Here is a 24034-nt window from a genome sequence, read left to right as displayed (position 1 = left end):
TTGCGCATGACAAGCGCAACGCTCGTCATGCGCAGCTGCCTTCAATAGTGGGTGCGCAGTGGCACGCCGAGTTCGAGCCTCAAGGCATTTTCGTTGAAGGGCGCCGGATTGGTATCGCTCTGCGGCGTCGTCATGTCCTGGTCGAGGTCGAAGAAAATGCCGGTCGGCAGGCCGATTGCCTGCAGCTGGGCTCTTGCGACCCGGATAGTCCTACGGTCAAGGGTGCGTATGGCTGCCTCACCTGGCAGGGTCGTGCCATTGAACGCGTTGTATGCCTCGCAAAGACAGCGGTAGAAGTCGAACAGCGGCAGGTTCTCGCTTTGTGAGCGGGTCGGGTTGAAGGCCAGGTTGCCGCGTTCGGCAGGGAAGCCCGATACCCATTCCAGGCGGCTGTCCTGCCGGATGTGATGGTCGGCTTCGTTAGGGTCTGAATCTTCTGGGTAGAACTGGGTGGCGGCTCGTGTTTCGGTGACCCGGATCCGTGCCCTTCGGGCCAGTTCGGTCAACAGGTGTTGCCCGCAATCGGTATGGCGAAGGAAAACCAGGTGGTTGTTCACGGTCTGCTTGAAGGTGTCGCTGCCTTCCAGTTCGAAATTATCGCTGGCGAGCGTATCGAAAGGTGCGCCGAGGGGATGCTCGAAGCGGGCGTCACCGGCCTGGTTGCGGGCATAGACGCCCATGGTATGCGGGTCGTCCACCAGGATATGGCCGTCGATACGGCTCTTGTCCGAGCCGCTTTCGAGAAAGGCCAGGCCCTGGCCCACGGTGATCCGGGCATCGCCCGTGCCTGTGAAGACTTCCGTGATACCGCCGCCGGTGGTGATCCGGCTGCTGCCGGCTCCGGTTCGGATGATCATGGGCGTCTTCACATCGTTCGACACGTGAACCTGGGTGTTTCCATTGGGGGCATTGACGATGAGGGTCTGCCTGGGCGTCGGTGCCAGGATGAAGCGCTGGTTTCCGAGGACGGCCAGCACATGGCAATCGTAGGCCGAGATATCGATGCGTGCATCTGGTGCGAGGACCTGGATGACCATATGGTGCTTGTGGGGAGCCTTGCTTTCGTCGAGCCACACCTGCTCCAGGAAGATATCCAGCGTATCGTCCCGGTATTCGAACAGTTGATGGATGGTTTTGCCCGGGGTCGACGTATCGGCCCATTGCTGGAAGCCACTGACTCTTCCTGAAATGAAATAAGAGGGATTGGGATGCATGCGCTTGCCTCGTTAAGGGGTGGACTGACGCAACGGGTGTTGCGTTGGCCAGCCTATGGGGCTGCTTGGGCATCGGAGTGGTAGCTATCTAATGCATGACGGTGGAGGGGCGTTGGGCGAGGCGTTGTCGTCGGGCAATGAACCGTATAGCCTGCGAAGGGCTATTTGCATGACAATTTCACCCAGATTGGGCATCTCGACGTACAAACACACTGCATCCGCCGTTCAGGCTGGATATAATGGCGCCCTTTGCCGTCGTTTCGTCGATTCGACGTGTGGCCGCCGTTTCCGTGGAAGAACCTATGAAAAGCGCAGAAATCCGTGAAGCCTTCCTCCGCTTCTTCGAAGAGCAGGGACATACTCGCGTCGCCTCCAGCTCCCTGATTCCGGGCAATGACCCGACCCTGCTGTTTACCAATGCCGGCATGAACCAGTTCAAGGACTGCTTCCTCGGCCAGGAAAAGCGCGCCTACACCCGGGCTGTCAGCAGCCAGAAGTGCGTACGCGCCGGCGGCAAGCACAACGACCTGGAAAACGTCGGTTACACCGCCCGCCACCACACCTTCTTCGAAATGCTGGGTAACTTCAGCTTCGGTGACTACTTCAAGCGCGATGCGATCACCTTCGCCTGGACCTTCCTGACCTCCGACAAGTGGCTGAACCTGCCGAAGGAAAAGCTCTGGGTCACCGTCTACGCCAGCGACGACGAAGCCTACGATATCTGGACCAAGGAAATCGGCGTGCCGGCCGAGCGCATGGTGCGCATCGGCGACAACAAAGGCGCCCCGTACGCGTCCGACAACTTCTGGACCATGGGCGACACCGGCCCGTGCGGCCCCTGCACCGAGATCTTCTACGACCACGGCCCGGACATCTGGGGCGGCCCACCCGGCTCGCCAGAAGAAGACGGCGACCGCTACATCGAGATCTGGAACAACGTCTTCATGCAGTTCAACCGCACTGCCGATGGCGTCCTGCACCCGCTGCCAGCACCGTCGGTGGACACCGGCATGGGTCTGGAGCGCATCAGTGCGGTCATGCAGCATGTGCACTCGAACTACGAGATCGACCTGTTCCGCAACCTGCTGTCGGCTGCGGCCAAGGCCATCGGCTGCAGCAACGACGACCAACCTTCGCTGAAGGTCGTCGCCGACCACATCCGTTCCTGCGGCTTCCTGATCGCCGATGGCGTGCTGCCGTCCAACGAAGGCCGTGGCTACGTGCTGCGCCGCATCATCCGTCGCGCCTGCCGTCACGGTAACAAGCTGGGCGCCAAGGGCAGCTTCTTCTACCAGATCGTCGCCGCCCTGGTGGCCGAGATGGGCGAGGCCTTCCCCGAGCTCAAGGCCCAGCAGGCGCACATCGAGCGCGTGCTCAAGACCGAGGAAGAGCAGTTCGCCAAGACCCTCGAGCAAGGCCTGCGCATCCTCGAGCAGGACCTGGCCCAGCTCAAGGGCGACGTGGTGCCGGGGGACGTGGTGTTCAAGTTGTACGACACCTACGGCTTCCCCATGGACCTGACCGCCGATATCGCCCGTGAGCGCGAGCTGAGCATCGACGAAGCCGGCTTCGAGCGCGAGATGGAGGCCCAGCGCGAGCGTGCCCGTTCCGCCAGCGCCTTCGGCATGGACTACAACAGCCTGGTCAAGGTCGACGTCGCCACCGAGTTCCTCGGCTACGACGCCACCGAAGGCCAGGGCAAGATCGTTGCCCTGTACAAGGACGGCCAGGCCGTCGACCAGCTGGGTGAAGGCGAGCAGGGCGTGGTCGTGCTCGATCGCACACCGTTCTACGCCGAATCCGGTGGTCAGGTGGGTGACACCGGCTACTTGCAGGCTGGCGCTGCGCGCTTCGACGTGCGCGACACCACCAAGACCGGTGGTGCCTTCCTGCATCACGGTGTGGTTGCCAGCGGTGCACTGGTCATCGGCTCGCCCGTCGAGGCCAAGGTCGATGCCGAAGTGCAGCACGCCACCTCGCTGAACCATTCCGCCACCCACCTGCTGCACGAAGCGCTGCGCCAGGTGCTGGGCGAGCACGTACAGCAGAAGGGTTCGCTGGTCGACAGCCAGCGCCTGCGTTTCGACTTCAGCCACTTCGAGGCGGTGAAACCGGAGCAGATCAAGGCCCTGGAAGACATCGTCAATCGCGAAGTGCGCAAGAACACTGCAGTGGAAACCGAACTGACCGACATCGAAACCGCCAAGGCCAAGGGTGCCATGGCGTTGTTCGGCGAGAAGTACGGCGACACCGTGCGTGTGCTGAGCATGGGCGGCGATTTCTCGGTGGAGCTGTGCGGTGGCATCCATGCCAAGCGCACCGGCGATATCAGCGTGTTCAAGATCATCAGCGAAGGCGGCGTGGCCTCTGGTGTGCGCCGTATCGAAGCGGTTACCGGGGCTGCGGCGCTGGCCTACCTGAACGCTGCCGAAGAGCAGGTCAAGGAAGCCGCGCAACTGGTCAAGGGTAATCGCGACAACCTGATCGACAAGCTGTCGGCTGTGCTCGAGCGCAACCGCCAGCTGGAAAAGCAGCTCGAGCAGCTGCAGGCCAAGGCCGCCAGCGCCGCCGGGGATGATCTCTCCAACGCGGCCGTTGAGGTCAAGGGTGCCAAGGTTCTTGCCGCACGCCTGGATGGTCAGGATGGCAAGGCCCTGTTGGCCCTGGTCGATCAGCTGAAGAACAAGCTCGGCCACGCAGTGATCCTGCTGGGCAGCGAGCATGAGGGCAAGGTCGTGCTGGTGGCCGGCGTGACCAAGGACCTCTCCGGCCAACTCAAGGCTGGCGATCTGATGAAGCAAGCCGCTGCTGCGGTAGGTGGCAAGGGCGGTGGTCGCCCGGACATGGCCCAGGGTGGTGGCGTCGACGTCGCTGCGTTGGACAAGGCCCTGGCCCTGGCCGTGCCGTTCGCCGAGCAGGGACTTTGAGATGAGGGGGCAGCGGTCTAGTCGCTGCCCCTTCATGTTGGATGGTTTTTTGGGGCCCTTGAGGGCTGAGGCACCTTTGAAATGGCGTTGATCGTACAGAAATTTGGCGGTACCTCTGTCGGTTCCATCGAGCGGATCGAGCAGGTTGCCGACAAGGTCAAGAAATTCCGCGAGCAAGGCACCGACCTGGTGGTGGTGCTGTCGGCCATGAGCGGAGAAACCAATCGCCTGATCGACCTGGCCAAGCAGATCACCGACCAGCCGGTTCCTCGCGAGCTGGATGTGATCGTCTCGACCGGCGAGCAGGTGACCATCGCCTTGCTGGCCATGGCCCTGATCAAGCGTGGCGTGCCGGCGGTGTCCTACACCGGCAACCAGGTGCGGATTCTCACCGACAGCGCGCACAACAAGGCGCGGATCCTGCAGATCGATGACCAGAAGATCCGTGCCGACCTCAAGGCCGGCCGGGTGGTCGTGGTGGCGGGCTTCCAGGGTGTCGACGAGCACGGCAATATCACCACCCTCGGTCGTGGTGGTTCCGACACCACCGGTGTGGCACTGGCGGCGGCGCTCAAGGCCGACGAATGCCAGATCTATACCGATGTCGATGGCGTCTACACCACCGACCCGCGGGTAGTGCCCCAGGCCCAGCGCCTGGAGAAGATCACCTTCGAGGAAATGCTGGAAATGGCCAGCCTCGGCTCCAAGGTGCTGCAGATCCGCTCGGTGGAGTTCGCCGGCAAGTACAACGTCCCGCTGCGCGTGCTGCACAGCTTCAAGGAGGGTCCGGGTACCCTCATTACCATTGATGAAGAGGAATCCATGGAACAGCCGATCATTTCCGGTATCGCCTTCAACCGTGATGAGGCCAAGCTGACCATTCGCGGCGTGCCGGATACCCCGGGCGTTGCCTTCAAGATCCTCGGCCCGATCAGCGCGGCGAACATCGAAGTCGACATGATCGTGCAGAACGTCTCGCACGATAACACCACCGACTTCACCTTCACCGTACACCGCAACGAGTACGAGAAGGCGCACAGCGTGCTGGAAAACACCGCGCGCGAGATCGGTGCCCGTGAAGTGATCGGCGACACCAACATCGCCAAGGTTTCCATCGTCGGTGTCGGCATGCGTTCCCATGCAGGTGTGGCCAGCCGCATGTTCGAAGCCCTGGCCAAGGAGAGCATCAACATCCAGATGATTTCCACCTCCGAGATCAAGGTCTCTGTGGTCATCGAGGAGAAGTACCTGGAGCTGGCCGTTCGCGCGCTGCACACTGCGTTCGAGCTCGACGCTCCTGCCCGACAGGGCGAGTAACTCGCTGCCTGGAGGGGCGCGGCTTGCCGCGCCCTTCGCGTTTCTGGTCGTTGCGCAGGCGCCTGTCCTGCCTCGTGCAATGGCTTACCAGGGCCTGGTGCCATGTATGGCCCGACCCAGCCAACTACAGACTGTTGTCCCTGATTGAATTGCTTGAGGAGAAAGCTATGTTGATTCTGACTCGTCGGTGCGCCGAGAGCCTGATCATTGGTGACGGCGAGATCACCGTCACGGTCCTGGGTGTCAAAGGCAACCAGGTGCGTATCGGCGTGAGTGCGCCCAAGGAGGTGGCCGTTCACCGCGAGGAAATCTACCTGCGGATCAAGAAAGAGAAGGACGAAGAACCAAGCCTTTAATTTTTCTCGATTTTTTTTCAAAAAAGGGTTTGCAAACGGGGAAGGCTCTGGTTATTATACGCCCCGTGTTGCGGTGAGGTGGCCGAGTGGCCGAAGGCGCTCCCCTGCTAAGGGAGTATACCTCATAAGGGTATCGGGGGTTCGAATCCCCCCTTCACCGCCATTTTTCGTGTAGGGCGCTGTAATTGGCCGAATCACTTAAGTCGTTGAAAATAAACGAAAAAGTGCTTGGCAAAACGATTAAGCGAACTATAATGCGCGGCAAGACACGGACTCATAGCTCAGCTGGATAGAGTACTCGGCTACGAACCGAGCGGTCGGAGGTTCGAATCCTCCTGAGTCCGCCATTTAATGGGGCGGTTTTGTTAATCAAGGCAGCTTCATCAACCAGTGGTAACCTGGTCTAAAAATACCACCTACGGACTCATAGCTCAGCTGGATAGAGTACTCGGCTACGAACCGAGCGGTCGGAGGTTCGAATCCTCCTGAGTCCGCCATTTAATGAGGCGGTTTTGTGAATCAAGGCAGCTTCATCAACCAGTGGTAATCTGGTCTAAAAAATACCACCTACGGACTCATAGCTCAGCTGGATAGAGTACTCGGCTACGAACCGAGCGGTCGGAGGTTCGAATCCTCCTGAGTCCGCCACACAAGAAAGCCCGCTCAATGAGCGGGCTTTTTTCTTTTCGGCATTTCACTATTTTGTCAGTGATGTCGAACTAAGCTCAGCTATAACCGTTGCATGAACAGCCAGGCATGCCTGGCGCACGCGATGTGCTTCGTTCCGTCGCCGCACGGATGGCTTCGAGCGTTGTCATAGCTTTAACGCGCAAACGATTGTTCTGGCCAAAATTTTAAGCGATCTGACAGCTGATGCAGTGTATGATTGCGCCCGTCAGCCCCGCCGGGGCTTGTGGAATACCACCATGGACTTACCCAGTAGTTACTCGATAACACGATTTGCCAAGCTAGATCTGACCGATTGATTCTCCCGGCGTGCTCCGCTGCTGGGAGTGGAGTTCGCCTATGACCGAAGTCGAAGTAAAGAAAGCCCAAGAGAGCCTGCAGGATCGCCTGGCCCAGGTGATCGAACTGTTGCAGCGCCAACGGGTGGTCGAGGACCTGACCCATCGTCAGGAAGGTCATCATCACGACCTGGTGGAGAATCTTGTCCACCGCCAGAACCTGGTCGAGCTGCAGCGCAAGCTCGACGATCTGCACCCCGCCGATATTGCCTACATCCTTGAAGCCTTGCCGCTGGACGACCGTCTGACGGTTTGGCAGCTGGTGCGTTCCGAACGCGACGGCGACATCCTGCTGGAAGTGTCCGACGCCGTGCGTCAGACGCTGATCGCCGACATGGACGATCATGAGCTGCTCGCCGCCGCCAAGGAAATGGACGCCGACGAACTGGCAGACCTGGCGCCGGAACTGCCGCGTGACGTCATCCATGAGCTGATGGAAAGCCTCGATGCCCAGCAGCGCGAGCGAGTCCGCTCGGCCCTGAGCTACGACGAAGAGCAGGTCGGTGCGCTGATGGACTTCGAGATGGTGACTATCCGTGAGGACGTCAGCCTGGAAGTGGTATTGCGTTACCTGCGGCGGCTCAAGGAGCTGCCTGGCCACACCGACAAGCTGTTCGTGGTCGACTACGACGGTATCCTCAAGGGCGTATTGCCCATCAAGCGTCTGCTGGTCAACGACCCCGAGAAGAAAGTCGCCGAGGTCATGGCCAACGACCCGGTCACTTTCCACCCCGAGGAAGATGCCTACGATGCTGCCCAGGCGTTCGAGCGTTATGACCTGGTATCCGCGCCGGTGGTCGACAAAAGCGATCGCCTGATCGGCCGTTTGACCATCGATGAGATGGTCGACCTGATTCGCGAGGAGAGTGAGAGCGAAGTGCTCAACATGGCAGGCTTGCGCGAGGAAGAGGACATCTTCGCCTCGGTCTGGCGTTCGCTGCGTAACCGTTGGGCCTGGCTGGCCATCAACCTGATCACTGCCTTCGTGGCGTCCCGGGTGATCGGCCTGTTCGAAGGCTCCATCGAAAAACTGGTCGCGCTGGCGGCGTTGATGCCGATCGTGGCGGGTATTGGTGGCAACTCGGGTAACCAGACCATCACCATGATCGTCCGCGCCATGGCCCTGGACCAGGTATCGCCCGGCAATACCAGCCGCCTGATGCGCAAGGAATTGGCGGTGTCGTTGCTCAATGGTCTGATCTGGGGTGGGGTGATCGGCGCCGTGGCCTTCTGGTTGTATGGCAGTTGGTCGCTGGGCCTGGTAATGACCGCCGCGATGACCCTGAACCTGCTGTTGGCCGCGTTGATGGGGGTGTTGATTCCGATGACGCTGACGCGTTTGGGGCGCGACCCGGCGATGGGGTCGAGTGTGATGATCACCGCCGTGACCGACAGCGGTGGTTTCTTCATCTTCCTGGGGTTGGCCACGCTGTTCCTGCTCTGAACCGGCGGTCTTCTGTATGGAGCGGCACAAAGCCGTTCCAGAATGTTTCGGCACAAAAAAAGCCAGCATCAGCTGGCTTTTTTTCGTGGTGCAGACCTCAGGAAGCGTCTGCAGCCATTTCCACGTCATGGGCGATCAGGGCAACCAGCGCGTTCTGCTGGCGGTGGGAGAGTTGGCGGAAGCGTTGCAGCAGCTCCCGCTCGTGCAGGCTCAGCTCAGGGCTGTCCAGGCGCATGCTGAGCTCGTCGCCCAGTGCACCTTCCTGGATAAGGCTTTGCTCCAGGCGTGCAATGATCTCGGAGTTCATGCTGCGATGGTGGTTGCGCGCTACCTCGGCAATGCGCTCACGCATTCCGTCTGGCAGGCGGACGACGAACTTGTCAGCGGTGCGGCTTGAATAGATAGCCTGTTTCATTGGGCGCATATACATTGACCGGTTTTTCTGGTTCAGGGGAAGCGGTTCTCAAATTGGCCGCACGGTGGTGGTGGTACGACCGTGGCGGCATCAAAATGTTCAACCGGGATCTCATTTGGGTGCTCATCTTGCCCTAAGGCCGGCGTTTCCTTGGCGTCAATTCTGTGACAAATAGTGATCTGAATAAAGGCTTTTTGCCAGTACCAATTATCAGAAATGAGCACTGGTTGGAAAAGTTTTACCTTTTTTCGCCTCACCAAGCTGTCCGCTGATTGCCGTCAAAAGCTGTAAAAAATCAGCAAAGGCCATGGAAAATCCCTAAAATATGCAGGTTCCCTCACTTGAGCATAGTGGCTATGCGATATGACGCAAGCAGCACGCCCCACACGGCAGGTCGCCTGATATTTCTGATTGGACCTTCCGGATCAGGAAAAGATTCCCTGATCGATGCAGCGCGCGCGCAATTGCTGGCCCACGGCATCGAAATCGCCAGGCGCGTGATCACGCGTTCGGCCGAATCCAAGGGGGAGGCGGCTCACGGGGTGAGTTTTGAGCAGTTCGAGGCAATGCGCGAGGCGGGTGCGTTTGCCATGCATTGGCAGGCCAATGCGCTGCAGTACGGTATCCCTGCGCACGTCGATGAATGGTTGGCGGCCGGTCGCCATGTGCTGGTGAATGGTTCTCGCGGTTACCTGCCCGAGGCACGGCGACGTTATCCCGGCCTGCTGGCGATTCGGCTGGACGTTGCGCCGCAGGTATTGAGGCTGCGCCTGCTTGCCAGAGGGCGAGAAACAGCCGAGGAGATCGAGCAGCGGCTCGAGCGCAATGCACGATTGCAGCGTCACGACGCACCGGATGTGCATGTGTTGGATAATTCGCTTTCGCTGACCACTACCGTGGGCGCATTGCTTGAGCTTCTGGCCGACGAGGGGTTGATCGCCAGGGCTGCCCACGTACCGGGTGGTTAGCGGTGCCGCGATGAGCCCGGGAAATGCCGAAAAGGATTACAGGTAAAACATGGATTGAGGCATGACAAACGGTCGGTCGCTGGTTAAGATGCTCGCCGTCTCGCATGCAGCCTTGCCCGCGGGACGCCACATCAAAGCTCCCAGGCATGCCATGTTCACAGGGAGTCGCACTATCCGTCCTCGTAGTTTAATGGATAGAACGGGGCCCTCCTAAGGCCTTGGTGCAGGTTCGATTCCTGCCGGGGACGCCATCTTCTTCCATGTATCACGTCTTATCAATCCCTGTTCCATTGTCCGTTTTCACGTCGCCGCCTTATACGGACAGATTAAGCCTACCGCAAAACCCTCTGTATTTATGGGGTTTATTCAAGTTAAACCTTAACCTCCGTCCTGCGTATTAGTGGGATATCACTTTTTCTTAGGTGCTGGCAAGTCGGTGTTGAATATACGTCGCGCTGGCCGCGAACAATGCCGGTGACGTCTCAATACGTTCTAGTTCATGGGGTGGCGTCATAACTATTCGTCTTCTGGGATAGTTCAAAAGTTAGCTATGCCCTTCCGACTAACACCAATCGAGAGTCGTTTTCTCGTGCCGGGTATGCCTGTGCCGCCTGCGGGTTTCAAGGCGTTCGAGACCTACTTCCCGAGTTGTAAGGTTTTTCTACTTGCGCCTTGACGTTTTGCCCTGTTTGCTCTTTCTTATGGGTATCGAAGTTTGCAGTGGAAGAAGGTTGTATATAGAAAAGGTTAATCCTATATATAACCGATTACACCCGGTTCGTGCAGGAGGTGAATGGGACGTTTGAATATTGTTGGGTTTGGCGAGCATTGATCTCGCTCTGGTTGCTTGGCGTTCGGGTCCATGCTTACCAGGCTTTTGATGGCAAAGCGTGACCTGTTGTGTGATCCGGTTTTTATATAGAGCGACTGTTTGAACGTTTCAACGCGGGGCGTGACCGTGTCCGTTTGCCGGCTGTTTCTTGCCTGCCCGGATATACCGGTACGTCAGAGGATTTTCCGCAACGGGCACAGGGTGCAGGCTCATTCCCGCTACGGCTCTACCGCTTGAAGGTTCGCAATGGATGCCGATTGGCCCTTGCCAAGTCGCGTCAATACAAGGAGAAGTTTGAATGTCGATTCAAGCGAAAGTAATTGCTTCCACCCAACCCTCACACACCCTTGCCGATGCTCCGGCAATAACGGTGGACGGCCATCTCGCCCTCACCCAGAGCAGTCACGTTGCACTCGGTCTGTCACCGGATGCGGTCGCCGAATATTCTCGTCAAGGCTCTGACCTTCTCGTTCACCTTAAAAATGGCGAAACCGTGCGGATCGCCAACTTCTACGCAGAAGGCCAGGCGCCTAGCGAACTGTTCCTGATCGGTGAGGACGACAAGCTGGTGGCGGTCGACCTTGCCGCTGCAGAGACTGACGGGGTGGTAGCGGCCACCTACACCCCCCAGGAAAGCCTTGCCGGTTTTGAGTCCCTGACGGCAGCTTCTGGCATCGCTGGGATGAGCACCGGCGCGGCGCTGCTCGCTGGAGTGGCGATCGTCGGTGGCGGGATCGCCATTGCCGATAACAGCGGTGGCGGTGGCGGTGGTGGTGGCGGCAGTGACAGTACCCCGGATACCGTTGCCCCAGGTGTTGCGACGATCAACCCAAGCAATGGCACGAGCTTCAGCGGCACCGCTGAACCGGGCGCCAAGGTGATTCTCACTGACAGCAACGGTAACCCCATCGGCCAGACCACCGCCGATGCCAACGGCAACTGGACTTTCAAGCCTGACACACCACTGCCGGACGGTACGGTGGTCAACGTAGTCGTCCAGGATGCCGCCGGAAACACCAGCCCTGTCGCAACGGTCACCGTCGATGCCGTCGCCCCCGACGCACCGGTGGTCAACCCGAGCAATGGCACGACCATCAGCGGCACCGCCGAGCCGGGTAGCACCGTGACCTTGACCGATGGCAACGGCAACCCGATCGGCCAGGTCACTGCCGATGCCGATGGCAACTGGACTTTCACGCCGGCTACACCATTGCCCGACGGTACCGTCATCAATGTCGTAGCCACTGACCCTGCCGGAAATACCAGCGGGCAGGGCACCACGACCGTCGACGCGGTGGCTCCAGCAGCGCCGGTCGTCAACCCGAGCAATGGCAGCACCATCAGCGGTACCGCCGAACCAGGCAGCACCGTGGTGATTACCGATGGCAACGGCAACCCCATCGGGGAGACCACCACCGATGGCAGTGGCAACTGGACCTATACGCCAAGCACTCCACTGCCGGACGGCACCGTGGTGAATGTCGTGACCAAGGATCCCGCCGGTAATACCAGCGGGCAGGGCAGTGTTACCGTCGATGGCATCGCACCGGCCACGCCAACCGTGAACCTGAGCAATGGCTCTACGCTCACTGGCACCGCTGAACCGGGCGCCAAGGTGATCCTCACCGACGGCAACGGCAACCCCATCGGCGAAACCACCGCCGACGGCAGTGGCAACTGGACCTATACCCCAAGCTCACCACTGCCCAACGGTACGGCTGTCAATGTGGTGACCCAGGACGCTGCAGGCAATACCAGCCCTGCAGCCACGGTCACCATCGACTCCAGCGCACCTGCCGCACCGGTGGTCAACCCGAGCAATGGCACGACCATCAGTGGCACCGCCGAGCCGGGCAGCACGGTGACCTTGACCGATGGTGGCGGCAACCCGATTGGCCAGGCCACCGCCGATGGCAGTGGCAACTGGTCGTTCACTCCGAGCAGCCCGCTGCCCAACGGCACCGTGGTCAACGCCACGGCCACCGACCCGACCGGCAACACCAGCGCGCCGGCCAGTGTCACGGTCGACGCAGTGGCCCCAAGCGCACCCGTCCTCAACCCAAGCAATGGCGCCACCCTGAGCGGCACCGCCGAGCCGGGCAGCACGGTGACTTTGACCGATGGCAACGGCAACCCGATCGGCCAGGCCACTGCCGACGGCAGCGGCAACTGGTCGTTCACTCCAGCCACTGCACTGCCTGACGGCACCGTGGTCAATGCCACCGCCACCGATCCGTCGGGCAACACCGGCCCGCAAGCCAGCACCACGGTCGATGGCATCGCACCGGCCACGCCAACCGTGAACCTGAGCAATGGCTCTACGCTCACTGGCACCGCTGAACCGGGCGCCAAGGTGATCCTCACCGACGGCAACGGCAACCCCATCGGCGAAACCACCGCCGACGGCAGTGGCAACTGGACCTATACCCCAAGCTCACCACTGCCCAACGGTACGGCTGTCAATGTGGTGACCCAGGACGCTGCAGGCAATACCAGCCCTGCAGCCACGGTCACCATCGACTCCAGCGCACCTGCCGCACCGGTGGTCAACCCGAGCAATGGCACGACCATCAGCGGCACCGCCGAGCCGGGCAGCACGGTGACCTTGACCGATGGTGGCGGCAACCCGATTGGCCAGGCCACCGCCGATGGCAGTGGCAACTGGTCGTTCACTCCGAGCAGCCCGCTGCCCAACGGCACCGTGGTCAACGCCACGGCCACCGACCCGACCGGCAACACCAGCGCGCCGGCCAGTGTCACGGTCGACGCAGTGGCCCCAAGCGCACCCGTCCTCAACCCAAGCAACGGCGCCACCCTGAGCGGCACCGCCGAGCCGGGCAGCACGGTGACTTTGACCGATGGCAACGGCAACCCGATCGGCCAGGCCACTGCCGACGGCAGCGGCAACTGGTCGTTCACTCCAGCCACTGCACTGCCTGACGGCACCGTGGTCAATGCCACCGCCACAGATCCGTCGGGCAACACCGGCCCGCAAGCCAGCACCACAGTCGATGGCATCGCGCCTGCGGCACCTGTGATCAACCCAACCAACGGCAACGTGATCAACGGCACCGCCGAGCCTGGCAGCACCGTGACCTTGACCGATGGCGACGGCAACCCGGTTGGTGAAGTGACCGCTGATGGCAGTGGCAACTGGACATTCACTCCGGCCACGCAGTTGCCAAACGGCACCGTGGTGAATGCCACGGCCACCGATGCGGCCGGCAACACCGGCCCGCAAGGCACGACTACCGTGGACAGTTCGCTGCCGTCGATCCCGCAGGTCGACCCTAGCAATGGTTCGGTGATCAGTGGTACCGCCGATGCGGGCAACACCATCATCATCACCGACGGCAACGGCAACCCGATCGGCCAAGTCACCGCCGATGGCAGTGGCAATTGGTCATTCACGCCGGGCACTCCGCTGCCCGATGGCACTGTCATCAATGTGGTGGCGCGTAATCCTGCCAATATCGACAGCGCCCCGGCCATCATCACCGTGGACGGCGTGGCGCCTGATGCTCCGGTCATCGAGCCGAGCAACGGCGTGGACATCACCGGTACCGCCGAAGCCGGTGCGACCATCCTCCTCACTGACGGTAACGGCAATCCGATCGGCCAGACCACTGCCGATGGCAGTGGCAACTGGTCGTTCACCCCAGGCACTCCGCTGCCCAACGGCACCGTGGTCAATGCCGTGGCCCAGGATCCGGCCGGCAACAGCAGCGTCCCAACCTCGGTCACCGTGGACAGCGTGGCGCCTGACGCACCGGTTATCGCGCCGAGCCAGGGCGATACCTTGAGCGGTACTGCCGAGCCGGGCAGCACCGTGACCCTGACCGATGGCAACGGCAACCCGATTGGCCAGACCACCGCCGATGGCAGTGGCAACTGGTCGTTCACCCCGAGCAGCCCGTTGCCCAACGGCACCGTGGTCAACGCCACGGCCACCGACCCGACGGGCAACACCAGCCCGCAAGGTTCCACCACGGTGGACTCGGTCGCGCCTGCGGCGCCTGTGGTCAGCCCGACCAATGGCGTCCTGGTCAGCGGTACCGCGGAACCGAACAGCACCATCACCCTGACCGATGGCAATGGCAGCCCGATCGGTCAGGTTACCGCCGACGGCACCGGCAACTGGAGCTTCACCCCGGCTACACCGCTGCCCAACGGTACCGTGATCAATGCCACGGCCACCGATGCTGCCGGCAACGTCAGCGGCCCGGGCAGCACCACCGTGGATACCTCGGTGCCGAACGTTCCGCAGGTCGACGCCAGCAATGGCGCGATGATCAGTGGTACGGCCGATGCAGGTAGCGTGATTATCATCACCGACGGTAGCGGTAACCCGATCGGCCAGACCACCGCCGACGGCAGCGGCAACTGGACGTTTACCCCGAGCGCGGCGCTGCCCGATGGCACGGTCGTCAATGTCGTGGCGCGCAATCCGGGCAACAATATCGACAGTGCCCCGGCCAGCATCATCGTGGACGCCGTGGCGCCCGACGCGCCGGTCATCGAGCCGAGCAATGGTGTAGAGCTCAGCGGTACCGCCGAACCTGGCGCCACCGTACTGCTCTTGGATGGCAACGGTGACGCGATCGGTCAGGCGATCGCCGACGGCAGTGGCAATTGGTCGTTCACCCCGGGCACTCCATTGCCCGATGGTGCTGTGGTCGAAGCGGTGGCGTTGGACGAGGCCGGCAATACCAGCCTGCCAACAACTGTCACGATCGATGCCGTGGCACCGGCAGCGCCAGTGGTCAACCCGAGCAATGGCAGCACCATCAGCGGCACCGCCGAGCCTGGCAGCACCGTGACCCTGAGCGACGGCAATGGCAACCCGATTGGCGAGGCCACCGCCGATGGCAGCGGCAATTGGTCGTTCACGCCAGGCGTCGCGCTGCCTGACGGCACCGTGGTCAATGCCACCGCCACCGACCCGTCGGGCAATACCGGCCCGCAAGCCAGCACCACGGTCGATGGCATCGCGCCTGCGGCACCTGTGATCAACCCAACCAACGGCAACGTGATCAACGGCACCGCCGAGCCTGGCAGCACCGTGACCTTGACCGATGGCGACGGCAACCCGGTTGGCGAAGTGACCGCTGATGGCAGTGGCAACTGGACATTCACTCCGGCCACGCAGTTGCCAAACGGCACCGTGGTGAATGCCACGGCCACCGATGCGGCTGGCAACATCAGCCCTCAAGGCACCGCCACCGTGGACAGTTCGCTGCCGTCGATCCCGCAGGTCGACCCGAGCAATGGCTCGGTGATCAGCGGCACTGCCGATGCGGGCAACACCATCATCATCACCGACGGCACTGGCAACCCGATCGGCCAGGTCACCGCCGATGGCAGTGGCAATTGGTCGTTCACCCCAGGCATACCGCTGCCCGATGGCACTGTCATCAATGTGGTGGCGCGTAATCCTGCCAACATCGACAGCGCCCCGGCCATCATCACCGTGGACGGCGTGGCGCCCGATGCTCCGGTCATCGAGCCGAGCAACGGCGTGGACATCACCGGTACCGCCGAAGCCGGTGCGACCATCCTCCTCACTGACGGTAACGGCAACCCGATCGGCCAGACCACTGCCGATGGCAGTGGCAACTGGTCGTTCACCCCAGGCACTCCGCTGCCCAACGGCACCGTGGTCAATGCCGTGGCTCAGGACCTGGCCGGCAACAGCAGTTTGCCGACTTCCATGACGGTCGATTCGGTTGCGCCTGCGGCACCGGTAGTCAACCCGAGCAATGGCAGCCTCATCACTGGCACTGCCGAGCCGGGCAGCACCGTGACCCTGACCGACGGCAATGGCAATCCAATCGGCGAAGCCAACGCCGATGGCAGCGGCAACTGGACGTTCACCCCAAGCAGCCCGCTGCCTGATGGTACCGTGATCAGTGCCACCGCGACCGACCCGGCGGGCAATACTGGCCCACAAGCCAGCGTCACCGTGGATGGCATCGCGCCTGCAGCACCGCTGGTCAACCCGACCAATGGCGTTGTGATCAACGGCACGGCCGAGTCTGGCAGCACCGTGACTTTGACCGATGGCAACGGCAACCCGATTGGTGAAGTGATCGCCGACGGCAGTGGCAACTGGACATTCACTCCGGCAACGCAGCTGCCAAACGGCACCGTGGTGAACGCTACCGCCACTGACGCTGCGGGTAATACCGGCCCACAGGGCACTGCCACCGTGGACACTTCGCTGCCCTCGATCCCGCAGGTGGATCCAAGCAATGGGGTCGCGATCAGCGGCAGCGCCGATGCGGGTAACACCATTACTCTCACCGATGGCAACGGCAATCCTATTGGGCAGACCACTGCCGATGGCAGCGGCAATTGGACGTTCACCCCGACCACGCCATTGCCGGATGGCACCGTGGTCAACGTCACTGCCACCGACAGCAATGGTCGAGAAAGTGCTCCGGCCGTCGTCACGATCGATGCCGTGGCGCCTGACGCACCGATCATCGAGCCGAGCAACGGCGTGGAACTCAGCGGTACCGCCGAAGCAGGGGCGACGGTGATCCTCACCGACGGCAACGGCAACCCAATCGCCCAGGTAACTGCCGATGGTTCCGGCAACTGGAGCTTCACGCCAGGCACGCCGCTGCCCAATGGCACCGTGGTCAATGCGGTGGCCCAGGATGCGGCTGGCAATACCAGTGGCCCGGCCAGCACCACGATTGACGCCGTGGCACCGTCGGCCCCCTCGATCGAGCCAACCAATGGCACCGTTATCGTGGGTACCGCTGAAGCGGGTGCGACTGTCGTCCTCACCGATGGCAACGGCAACCCGATTGGCGAGGCCACTGCCGACGGCAGCGGCAACTGGACGTTCACCCCGACCACGCCGTTGCTCAACGGCACCGTGGTCAATGCGGTGGCCCAGGACCCGGCCGGCAATACCAGCGGTCCGGTCAGCACCACCGTCGACGCGGTGGCGCCGCCAACACCCGTGGTCAACCCGAGCAATGGCAGCGTCATCAGCGGCACCGCCGAAATCGGTGCAACGGTGATACTCACCGATGGCAATGGCAACCCGATTGGTGAAACCACCGCCGATGGCAGCGGCAACTGGAGTTTCACGCCTGGCACGTCGCTGCCGGACGGCACCGTGATCAACGTGGTGGCCGAAGACGCCGCCGGCAACACCAGTGGCCCGGCCAGCACGACCGTCGATGCGGTGGCACCACCTGCGCCGCTGTTGAGCATCAGCGCCGATGGTGCGTTGTTGACCGGTACCGCCGAGCCCAACAGCCAGGTGCGCATCGTGATCGCTGGCGATACTGCCAATCCGATCACCGTGAACGTCGATGGCAATGGCGACTTCAGCTTGCCGTTCGCGCCACCGCTGATCACCGGTGAGCTGCTCTCCGGCGTTGCCGTGGACGCTGCGGGCAATGTCAGCGGCCCAGCCACGATCAACGCACCGGATCTGGCGCCGCCGACCCTCAGCGTGCCAGAGGCCGCCGACACCTGGATCAATGCCGCCGAAATCGGCGACGGTATCCAGGTCGACATGGCCCTGCGCCCGAGCATGCAGGCCGGGCAGGTAGTCACCGTCACGTTCGCCGGGCAGAACGGCTACGAGGCCTCGATCGACTATACCCTTACCGCAGGCGACATCCTGGCGGGCAATGTCACCGTGACCCTGACGCCACCCGGCGGCCAGGGGCCGTTCCCGGAAGGGGCCTCGACCATCACGGCCGAGCTCAACGGGGCGTCGTCGACGCCGGTAGCCTTCACCATCGACACCGTACCGCCTGCTGCACCGGTACTGTCGCTGGTCGGCAACCTGCTCACCGTTTCCACCGAGCCGAACAGCGAGGTCACGGTACAGGTCGATGTCGGTGGCGTTAATGCCAGCGTGACCCTGACGGCAGACAACTCGGGTATCGCTTCGCTCGACTTGCTCACCGGCCTGGATGTCGACTTCAGATGGGACCAGTTGCTCAATGCCCAGGTCTCGGCGCAAGGAACAGACCAGGCCGGCAACCCGAGCCCGGTGGCGTCCATCGGCGTGGGAACGAGCATCACCCAGCCGTTGACCGTCGGTAACTTCGGCCTGGCCGTGGGGCTGCTGCCGCCGACCTTCGGCTTCAGCGGCGACACCGCGCCGAACGCGGGTCTCGAAGTGCGTCTGATCAGCCCATTGTTCGATGTGACACTGCCGCTGGTGGCCGATTCGTCCGGCCACTTCGTGCTGAACCTGCTCGATCCGAACGTGTTGCTGCAACTGGGGGGCTTGAGCATCACCGATCTGCTGAACCTGGGGTCGGAACTGTCGCTCAATGTCGTGGCCATCGACAGCAACGGCAACGACAGTGCCTCCTACGGCGTCACCTTGAACGGTTCGGGGCTGGCGCTGAACATCGGCCAGATCGATGTCAACGGTACGGCCGGTAGCGACGTGATGTCCGGCGCCGACGGCAGCTCCGAGCACATCAACGGCGGGGCGGGTCATGACCTGATCTTCAATGTAGGTACCGGTGACCAAGTCCAGGGCGGTGACGGCAACGACACCCTCCAGATCACGGCGAACAACTTCGTCAGCATCGACGGTGGCGCCGGGTTCGACACGCTGTTGCTCGCCAACGGCATCGACCTGGACTACAACGGCGCAAGCGTCGGCACGCTCAGCAACATCGAGCGCATCGACCTGGGCAAGGGCGACGACGGTAGTGTGTTGACCCTGACCGCCGCTGAGGTCGATGTCATCACCGATGCCAACAACACGTTGCAGATCACCGGTGAAAGCAACGACACCCTGAACGTGGCGGGGGCGGTCGATACCGGCACCACCCAGTTGATCGACGGTGTGACCTACGACGTCTACACGTTCGGTAGCAGCACCCTGTTGATCGAGGAAAACACCGTTCAGGTCGTGGTCTGATGAAACGTGCCGCGCAGTCCCGCAAGGGGCGGCAGATCGTGAAAGGGGCCGTCTGGCTCCTTTCACTCGGCCTGCCGGTGTTGACGTCGGCCATGTCCCTCGACCAGGCGGTACGGTCGGGGCTGGCCATCCACCCGGATGTGCGTTCGGCCATCGCCGAGGCCGAACGCGCCGGCACCGAGGTGAAGATTGCCAAGGGAGGCTATTACCCGGCCCTGTCGATGTCCGGCGGGCCACAGGAATTCGATTTCGGTGAGGTCGTGTATGACGTCACCGTGTCCCAGATGCTCTACGACTGGGGCCGCGTGAACAGCAAGGTGGACGGTGCCAGCGCCACCGAGCGCAAGCAGTTGGAGGCGGTGCGGGTAGCCCAGGACGATGCGGCCCTGGATATCATCGAGACCTACCTGGACGTATTGGCCGCCACTCAACGGGTGGAGGCCGTGCGCCAGCATATCCAGCGCCTGGATGGCGTCCGCCAGATGACCCAGGACCGTGGCGGCGACGGCTATGCCGACCGCAGCGAACTGGACCGTGCCAACCTTGAGCTGGCCCGGGCCCAGGAGCAGTTGTCGCTGGAGAAGGGCACCCTGCAGGACGCCCGCAACCAGTACGACCTTCTGGTCGGACAACCCCCGGCGGACCTGGAGGAGCCGCAACCGATGTCCATGCAGCGGTACCTGGCTGCCAGCGACCTGAAGCAGGTCATCCGCGACTCGCCCTTGCAGCGCAAGGCCGTCGAGGACGCCAATGTGGCCGAGGCCCAAGTGCGTGAGGCCAAGGCCTCGCTTTTACCACAACTGAACCTGGAGGCATCGGCCTTGCGCCGTGAGGTGGGCGGGCATCTGGAAAACGACTCGGTGGTATCCCTGCGCTTTCGCATGGACACCTTCCAAGGGCTTTCCAACTTCCAGCGTCCGACCGCGGCGCAACAGCGCCTGGAGTCGGCGCGCTGGACCGCCGATGCCATGCAACGCGACATCCGCAGGCAGTTGCAGACCTTGTTCGACACAGGCGAGACCCTGCGCTGGCGCGAGCAGTCGCTCAGCCAGCAGGTGACGGAAGCGGAGCAGGTCGCGGGGTTGTACCGCGAGCAGTTCGAGGTCGGTCGGCGTGACGTGATCGACCTGCTCAACGTGCAGCGCGAGCGCTTCGAGGCCGAACGCCAGTTGATCAACCTGCATTTCGAACAAAAGCGAGTCGAGTATCGGGCCGCCGCCCAGGTCGGTTGGCTGGGCCCATTAGTGGAGGGGCGTTTGAATCATGGACATCGATACCAGCCAAGCGAAGGTCGTGACGTTGCCGGTGGACAACCACCAGGATCCGTTGCGTCAGGGATTGCTACTGCTGTGCCGGCAACTCGGTCGTCCACTCGGTGATGCCGAACTGGTCGACGGCATCGCCCTGGAACAAGGGCAGTTGCCACTGAACAAAGTGGTACGGGCGCTGCGCCGTGCCGACATCGTCGCCCAGGTGGTCGAACAGCCCTTGCGCCAGATCGACGATTACCTGCTCCCGGCGCTGTTGCTGCTGGGCAACGGCCAGACCGTGCTGTTGGTCGGGCTGGACGGTGAGCATGCGCGGGTGCTGGTGCCACAGAGCAATGGCGGTGCCGAGCGCATGGCCTTGGCCGAACTTGAGGCGCTGTACAGCGGTACGGTGGTGTTCGCCAAGTGTCGGTTTCGCCCCGACGGTCGCATCGGCGACTACGCCAAGGCGCCGGGTGAACACTGGTTCTTCGGTCCGCTGCGGCGTCTATGGCGCTCCTACACCGAGGTGGCGTTCGCCGCCTTCGCGGCCAACCTGCTGGCCATCGCGTCGGCCTTGTTCGCCATGCAGGTGTACGACCGGGTGGTGCCCAACGGTGCCTTCGACACCTTGTGGATCCTGGCCAGTGGCGTGATGGCGGCGATCGTCCTGGACGGTGTGTTGCGGATCCTGCGCGGGCACCTGCTGACAGTGCTGGGCAAGCGCCTGGACCTGCAACTGTCGACCCTGCTGTTCTCCCGTGTGCTGAGTACGCGCCTGGCGGCCAAGCCGGCCTCGATGGGGGCGTTCAGCACGCAAGTGCGGGAGTTCGAATCGGTGCGTGAGTTCTTCACCTCCTCCAGCGCTGCGTTGATCAGCGACATTCCCTTCGTGGCGATCTTCCTGTTGATCATCGCCCTGGTGGGTGGGCATGTGGTCTGGGTGCCGCTGGTGGCCTGTGTGTTGATGGTGTTGCCGGGGCTGTTGACCCAACGCGTGCTCGGCTCGCTGTCGCGGCAGAACCTGCGTGAGGGGGCAATGAAAAACGGTGTGCTGCTGGAGGCTTTCGAGCACCTGGAAACCGTCAAGGCCACCCGCGCCGAAGGGCGCTGCCTGCACCAGTGGGAAACCCTGACCGGCGAATTGTCGACCACGGCCCTGCGGACCCAGGCCCTGGTCAGTGTCTTGAGCTACACCTCGAGCATCATCCAGCAGTTGTGCTACGTGGGCGTGGTGGTGTTCGGCGTGTACCGGATCAACGACGGGGCGATGACCGTCGGTGCCCTGGTGGCGTGCTCGATCCTGGCCTCCCGGGCGATTGCGCCGTTGTCCCAGGTGGCTGGCATTCTGGGCCGTTGGCAGCACACCAAGGTGGCCATGGAAGGCCTGGACCAGCTGATGTCGGCGGACCAGGAGCGCCCCAGCGGGCAACGCTTCGTGCACAAGGAACGCCTGGCCGGGCACTACCAGCTCGAAGGCGTGCGCCTGGCTCATGGCGACAGCCCTCCGGTGGTGAATGTCCAGGCACTGACCATCAAGGCCGGCGAGCGCGTGGCCTTGCTGGGCGGCAACGGTGCGGGCAAGTCTTCGCTGCTGCGCCTGCTCAGCGGCCTGACCAGCCCGCAGTCGGGGCGCTTGCTGCTCGACGACGTGAGCCTGGGGCAGATCGACCCGGCCGACCGCCAGCGCGGCATCGGCTACCTGCCCCAGGACGTGGCGCTGTTCCACGGCACCTTGCGCGACAACCTCAACCTGGCCAATGCCGCCCTGCCTGACGAGGACCTGCTGGAGGCCCTGGACGGTGTCGGGCTTGGCCCATTCGTGCGCGGCCATGCCCTGGGGCTGGACATGCCGATCCAGGGCAATGCCAGCCTTTCGGGTGGTCAGCGCCAGGCCGTAGGGCTGGCCCGGGTACTGCTGCAGGACCCTTCGATCGTGCTGCTCGACGAGCCCACAGCGGCCTTCGACCAGGCCAGTGAACTGCAGGTGGTCAACTACCTGCAGCGCTGGCTGGGCAGCCGCACGCTGATCCTGACTACCCACAAGAAAAGCATGCTGGCCCTGGTGGAGCGTGCCGTGGTGCTGCGCCAGGGGCAGGTCGTAATGGACGGCGCCGTGCAGCAGGTGGTGCAGGGTAACCAGGTCCAGGTCTCACCGGTCGTCGAGGAGCGTGCCCATGGGCGTTGAAACGAAGAACCTGCCGTTGCGCAGGCAGCTGGAAGACCCTTTGCTGGCCACCACCCACCCGACCTACAGGCCGCTGTTGTGGACGTTGCTGGGCACGTTGGTGCTGTTCATCGCCTGGGCGGCCTGGGCTGAGCTGGACGAGGTGACCCGGGGCGATGGTCGCGTGGTGCCGTTCAGCCGCATCCAGAAGATCCAGAGCCTCGAAGGGGGCATCCTCGACCGCCTGCTGGTCAACGAGGGTGACCTCGTGGAAGTGGGGCAGCCGGTGGTGCAGCTGGATGAAACGCACTTCCTGACCAACTACCAGGAGTCGGCCAACCAGTCCCAGGTCCTGCGTGCGGCGATCGCCCGGCTGGATGCCGAAGTGCTGGGCAAGGACCGCATCGAATTCCCCAGCGACATCGACAGCAAGAGCCCGCTGGCGCGTTCGGAGCAGGAGCTGTTCGCCTCGCGCCGGGCCAAGCTGCACGAAGGCACCCGTGCCGTGCAGCAGCAGATCGGCCTGGCCCAGCGGCAGCTGAACCTGGTGCGGCCCTTGGTGGAAAAACGCGCGGTCAGCCAGATGGAGGCGCTCAAGCTCAGCCAGGACATCGCCACCCTGACGGGCAAGCTCACCGAGCTCAAGAACACCTACTTCCAGGAGGCCTACACCGAGCGCGCCGACAAGAAGGCCCAGCTGGCCCAGGTGGAGCCGATCGTGCAGCAGCGGCATGACCAGTTGCGCCGCACGCAGATCCTGTCGCCGGTGCGGGGGAGGGTGAACACGGTGCTGATCAACACCCGTGGCGGTGTGATCAAGCCGGGTGACCCGATCATGGAGATCATCCCGGTGGAGGACCGGCTACTGGTCGAGGCGAAGATCAAACCGAGGGACGTGGCTTTCCTGGTGCCGGGCATGGAAGCCAAGGTGAAGATCACCGCCTATGACTACAGCATCTATGGCGACCTCAGCGGCACCCTGGAGCAGATCAGCGCCGACACCATCGAGGAGGACACGCCCCATGGCAAGGAATCGTTCTACCAGGTGCTGATCCGTACCGATGGCAGCCAGTTGACCCGAGGCTCGGAGGTGTTGCCGATCATCCCGGGGATGGTCGCCGAAGTGGACATCCTCAGCGGTAAGCGTACCGTGCTCAACTACCTGTTGCGGCCGTTGATCAAGGCGCGGTTGTACTGAGCCTTTGAGATCG

At 62.6% G+C, this 24034-nt stretch carries 10 protein-coding genes, 5 tRNA genes and 3 pseudogenes; 16 read left to right on the top strand and 2 right to left on the bottom strand.

Annotated features, from left to right (window positions below):
• Positions 1–41 precede the first annotated feature (41 nt).
• Entirely contained in the window at positions 42–1214 is a 1173-nt protein-coding gene (locus K8374_RS16600; RefSeq protein WP_224456433.1) for a M91 family zinc metallopeptidase, read from the bottom strand.
• 302 nt (positions 1215–1516) lie between these two features.
• Here K8374_RS16600 and alaS point away from each other — a divergent pair, with 302 nt between their 5' ends.
• From alaS to mgtE, 8 genes are all read left to right on the top strand, one after another.
• Positions 1517–4141 carry an alanine--tRNA ligase gene (gene alaS / locus K8374_RS16595; protein ID WP_224456432.1) on the top strand — a complete coding sequence of 875 codons (2625 nt, stop codon included), beginning with the start codon at positions 1517–1519 and terminating at the stop codon, positions 4139–4141.
• An 81-nt stretch (positions 4142–4222) separates the two neighbouring features.
• On the top strand, positions 4223–5458 hold the full coding sequence (locus K8374_RS16590) for an aspartate kinase (RefSeq protein ID WP_084858281.1): 1236 nt from the start codon (positions 4223–4225) through the stop codon (positions 5456–5458).
• Positions 5459–5625: 167 nt separating this feature from the next.
• Positions 5626–5814 carry a carbon storage regulator CsrA gene (gene csrA / locus K8374_RS16585; protein ID WP_003254503.1) on the top strand — a complete coding sequence of 63 codons (189 nt, stop codon included), beginning with the start codon at positions 5626–5628 and terminating at the stop codon, positions 5812–5814.
• Between the two features lie 72 nt (positions 5815–5886).
• Positions 5887–5977, top strand: a tRNA-Ser gene (locus K8374_RS16580).
• A gap of 107 nt (positions 5978–6084) precedes the next feature.
• Positions 6085–6161, top strand: a tRNA-Arg gene (locus K8374_RS16575).
• Between the two features lie 73 nt (positions 6162–6234).
• Positions 6235–6311, top strand: a tRNA-Arg gene (locus K8374_RS16570).
• A 74-nt stretch (positions 6312–6385) separates the two neighbouring features.
• Positions 6386–6462 (top strand) — tRNA-Arg (locus K8374_RS16565).
• A gap of 378 nt (positions 6463–6840) precedes the next feature.
• The gene (gene mgtE / locus K8374_RS16560; protein ID WP_084858280.1) at positions 6841–8283 is read left to right on the top strand and encodes a magnesium transporter; all 1443 of its coding nucleotides are present in this window, start codon (positions 6841–6843) and stop codon (positions 8281–8283) included.
• A gap of 97 nt (positions 8284–8380) precedes the next feature.
• Here mgtE and K8374_RS16555 read toward each other — a convergent pair whose 3' ends face one another.
• Positions 8381–8707 carry an Arc family DNA-binding protein gene (locus K8374_RS16555; protein ID WP_003254499.1) on the bottom strand — a complete coding sequence of 109 codons (327 nt, stop codon included), beginning with the start codon at positions 8705–8707 and terminating at the stop codon, positions 8381–8383.
• 347 nt (positions 8708–9054) lie between these two features.
• Here K8374_RS16555 and phnN point away from each other — a divergent pair, with 347 nt between their 5' ends.
• The 8 genes and pseudogenes from phnN to K8374_RS16525 all read left to right on the top strand — a co-directional run bounded on the left by phnN (position 9055) and on the right by K8374_RS16525 (position 24021).
• The gene (gene phnN / locus K8374_RS16550; RefSeq protein ID WP_224456431.1) at positions 9055–9666 is read left to right on the top strand and encodes a phosphonate metabolism protein/1,5-bisphosphokinase (PRPP-forming) PhnN; all 612 of its coding nucleotides are present in this window, start codon (positions 9055–9057) and stop codon (positions 9664–9666) included.
• A gap of 176 nt (positions 9667–9842) precedes the next feature.
• Positions 9843–9917, top strand: a tRNA-Arg gene (locus K8374_RS16545).
• An 879-nt stretch (positions 9918–10796) separates the two neighbouring features.
• Positions 10797–11072 (top strand): annotated as a pseudogene (locus K8374_RS26490) (BapA prefix-like domain-containing protein); the annotation flags it as partial.
• Positions 11073–11288: 216 nt separating this feature from the next.
• Positions 11289–13550, top strand: a pseudogene (locus tag K8374_RS26485) (Ig-like domain-containing protein); the annotation flags it as partial.
• Positions 13533–19409 carry an Ig-like domain-containing protein gene (locus tag K8374_RS16540; protein WP_411969647.1) on the top strand — a complete coding sequence of 1959 codons (5877 nt, stop codon included), beginning with the start codon at positions 13533–13535 and terminating at the stop codon, positions 19407–19409. The pseudogene K8374_RS26485 and the gene K8374_RS16540, both read left to right, overlap by 18 nt.
• Positions 19409–20677: pseudogene (locus K8374_RS16535) on the top strand (TolC family protein); the annotation flags it as partial. The gene K8374_RS16540 and the pseudogene K8374_RS16535, both read left to right, overlap by 1 nt.
• Positions 20673–22844 carry a type I secretion system permease/ATPase gene (locus K8374_RS16530; RefSeq protein ID WP_224456429.1) on the top strand — a complete coding sequence of 724 codons (2172 nt, stop codon included), beginning with the start codon at positions 20673–20675 and terminating at the stop codon, positions 22842–22844. The pseudogene K8374_RS16535 and the gene K8374_RS16530, both read left to right, overlap by 5 nt.
• Positions 22834–24021, top strand: a complete 1188-nt coding sequence (locus tag K8374_RS16525; protein ID WP_224456428.1) for an HlyD family efflux transporter periplasmic adaptor subunit — start codon at positions 22834–22836, stop codon at positions 24019–24021. Before K8374_RS16530 ends, K8374_RS16525 begins: the two co-directional genes overlap by 11 nt.
• The last annotated feature ends 13 nt before the right edge of the window (positions 24022–24034 follow it).

The sequence above is a fragment of the Pseudomonas sp. p1(2021b) genome (assembly GCF_020151015.1).
Classification (GTDB): Bacteria; Pseudomonadota; Gammaproteobacteria; order Pseudomonadales; family Pseudomonadaceae; genus Aquipseudomonas; species Aquipseudomonas putida_K.
This window is presented reverse-complemented; position numbering and strand designations above follow the sequence as displayed.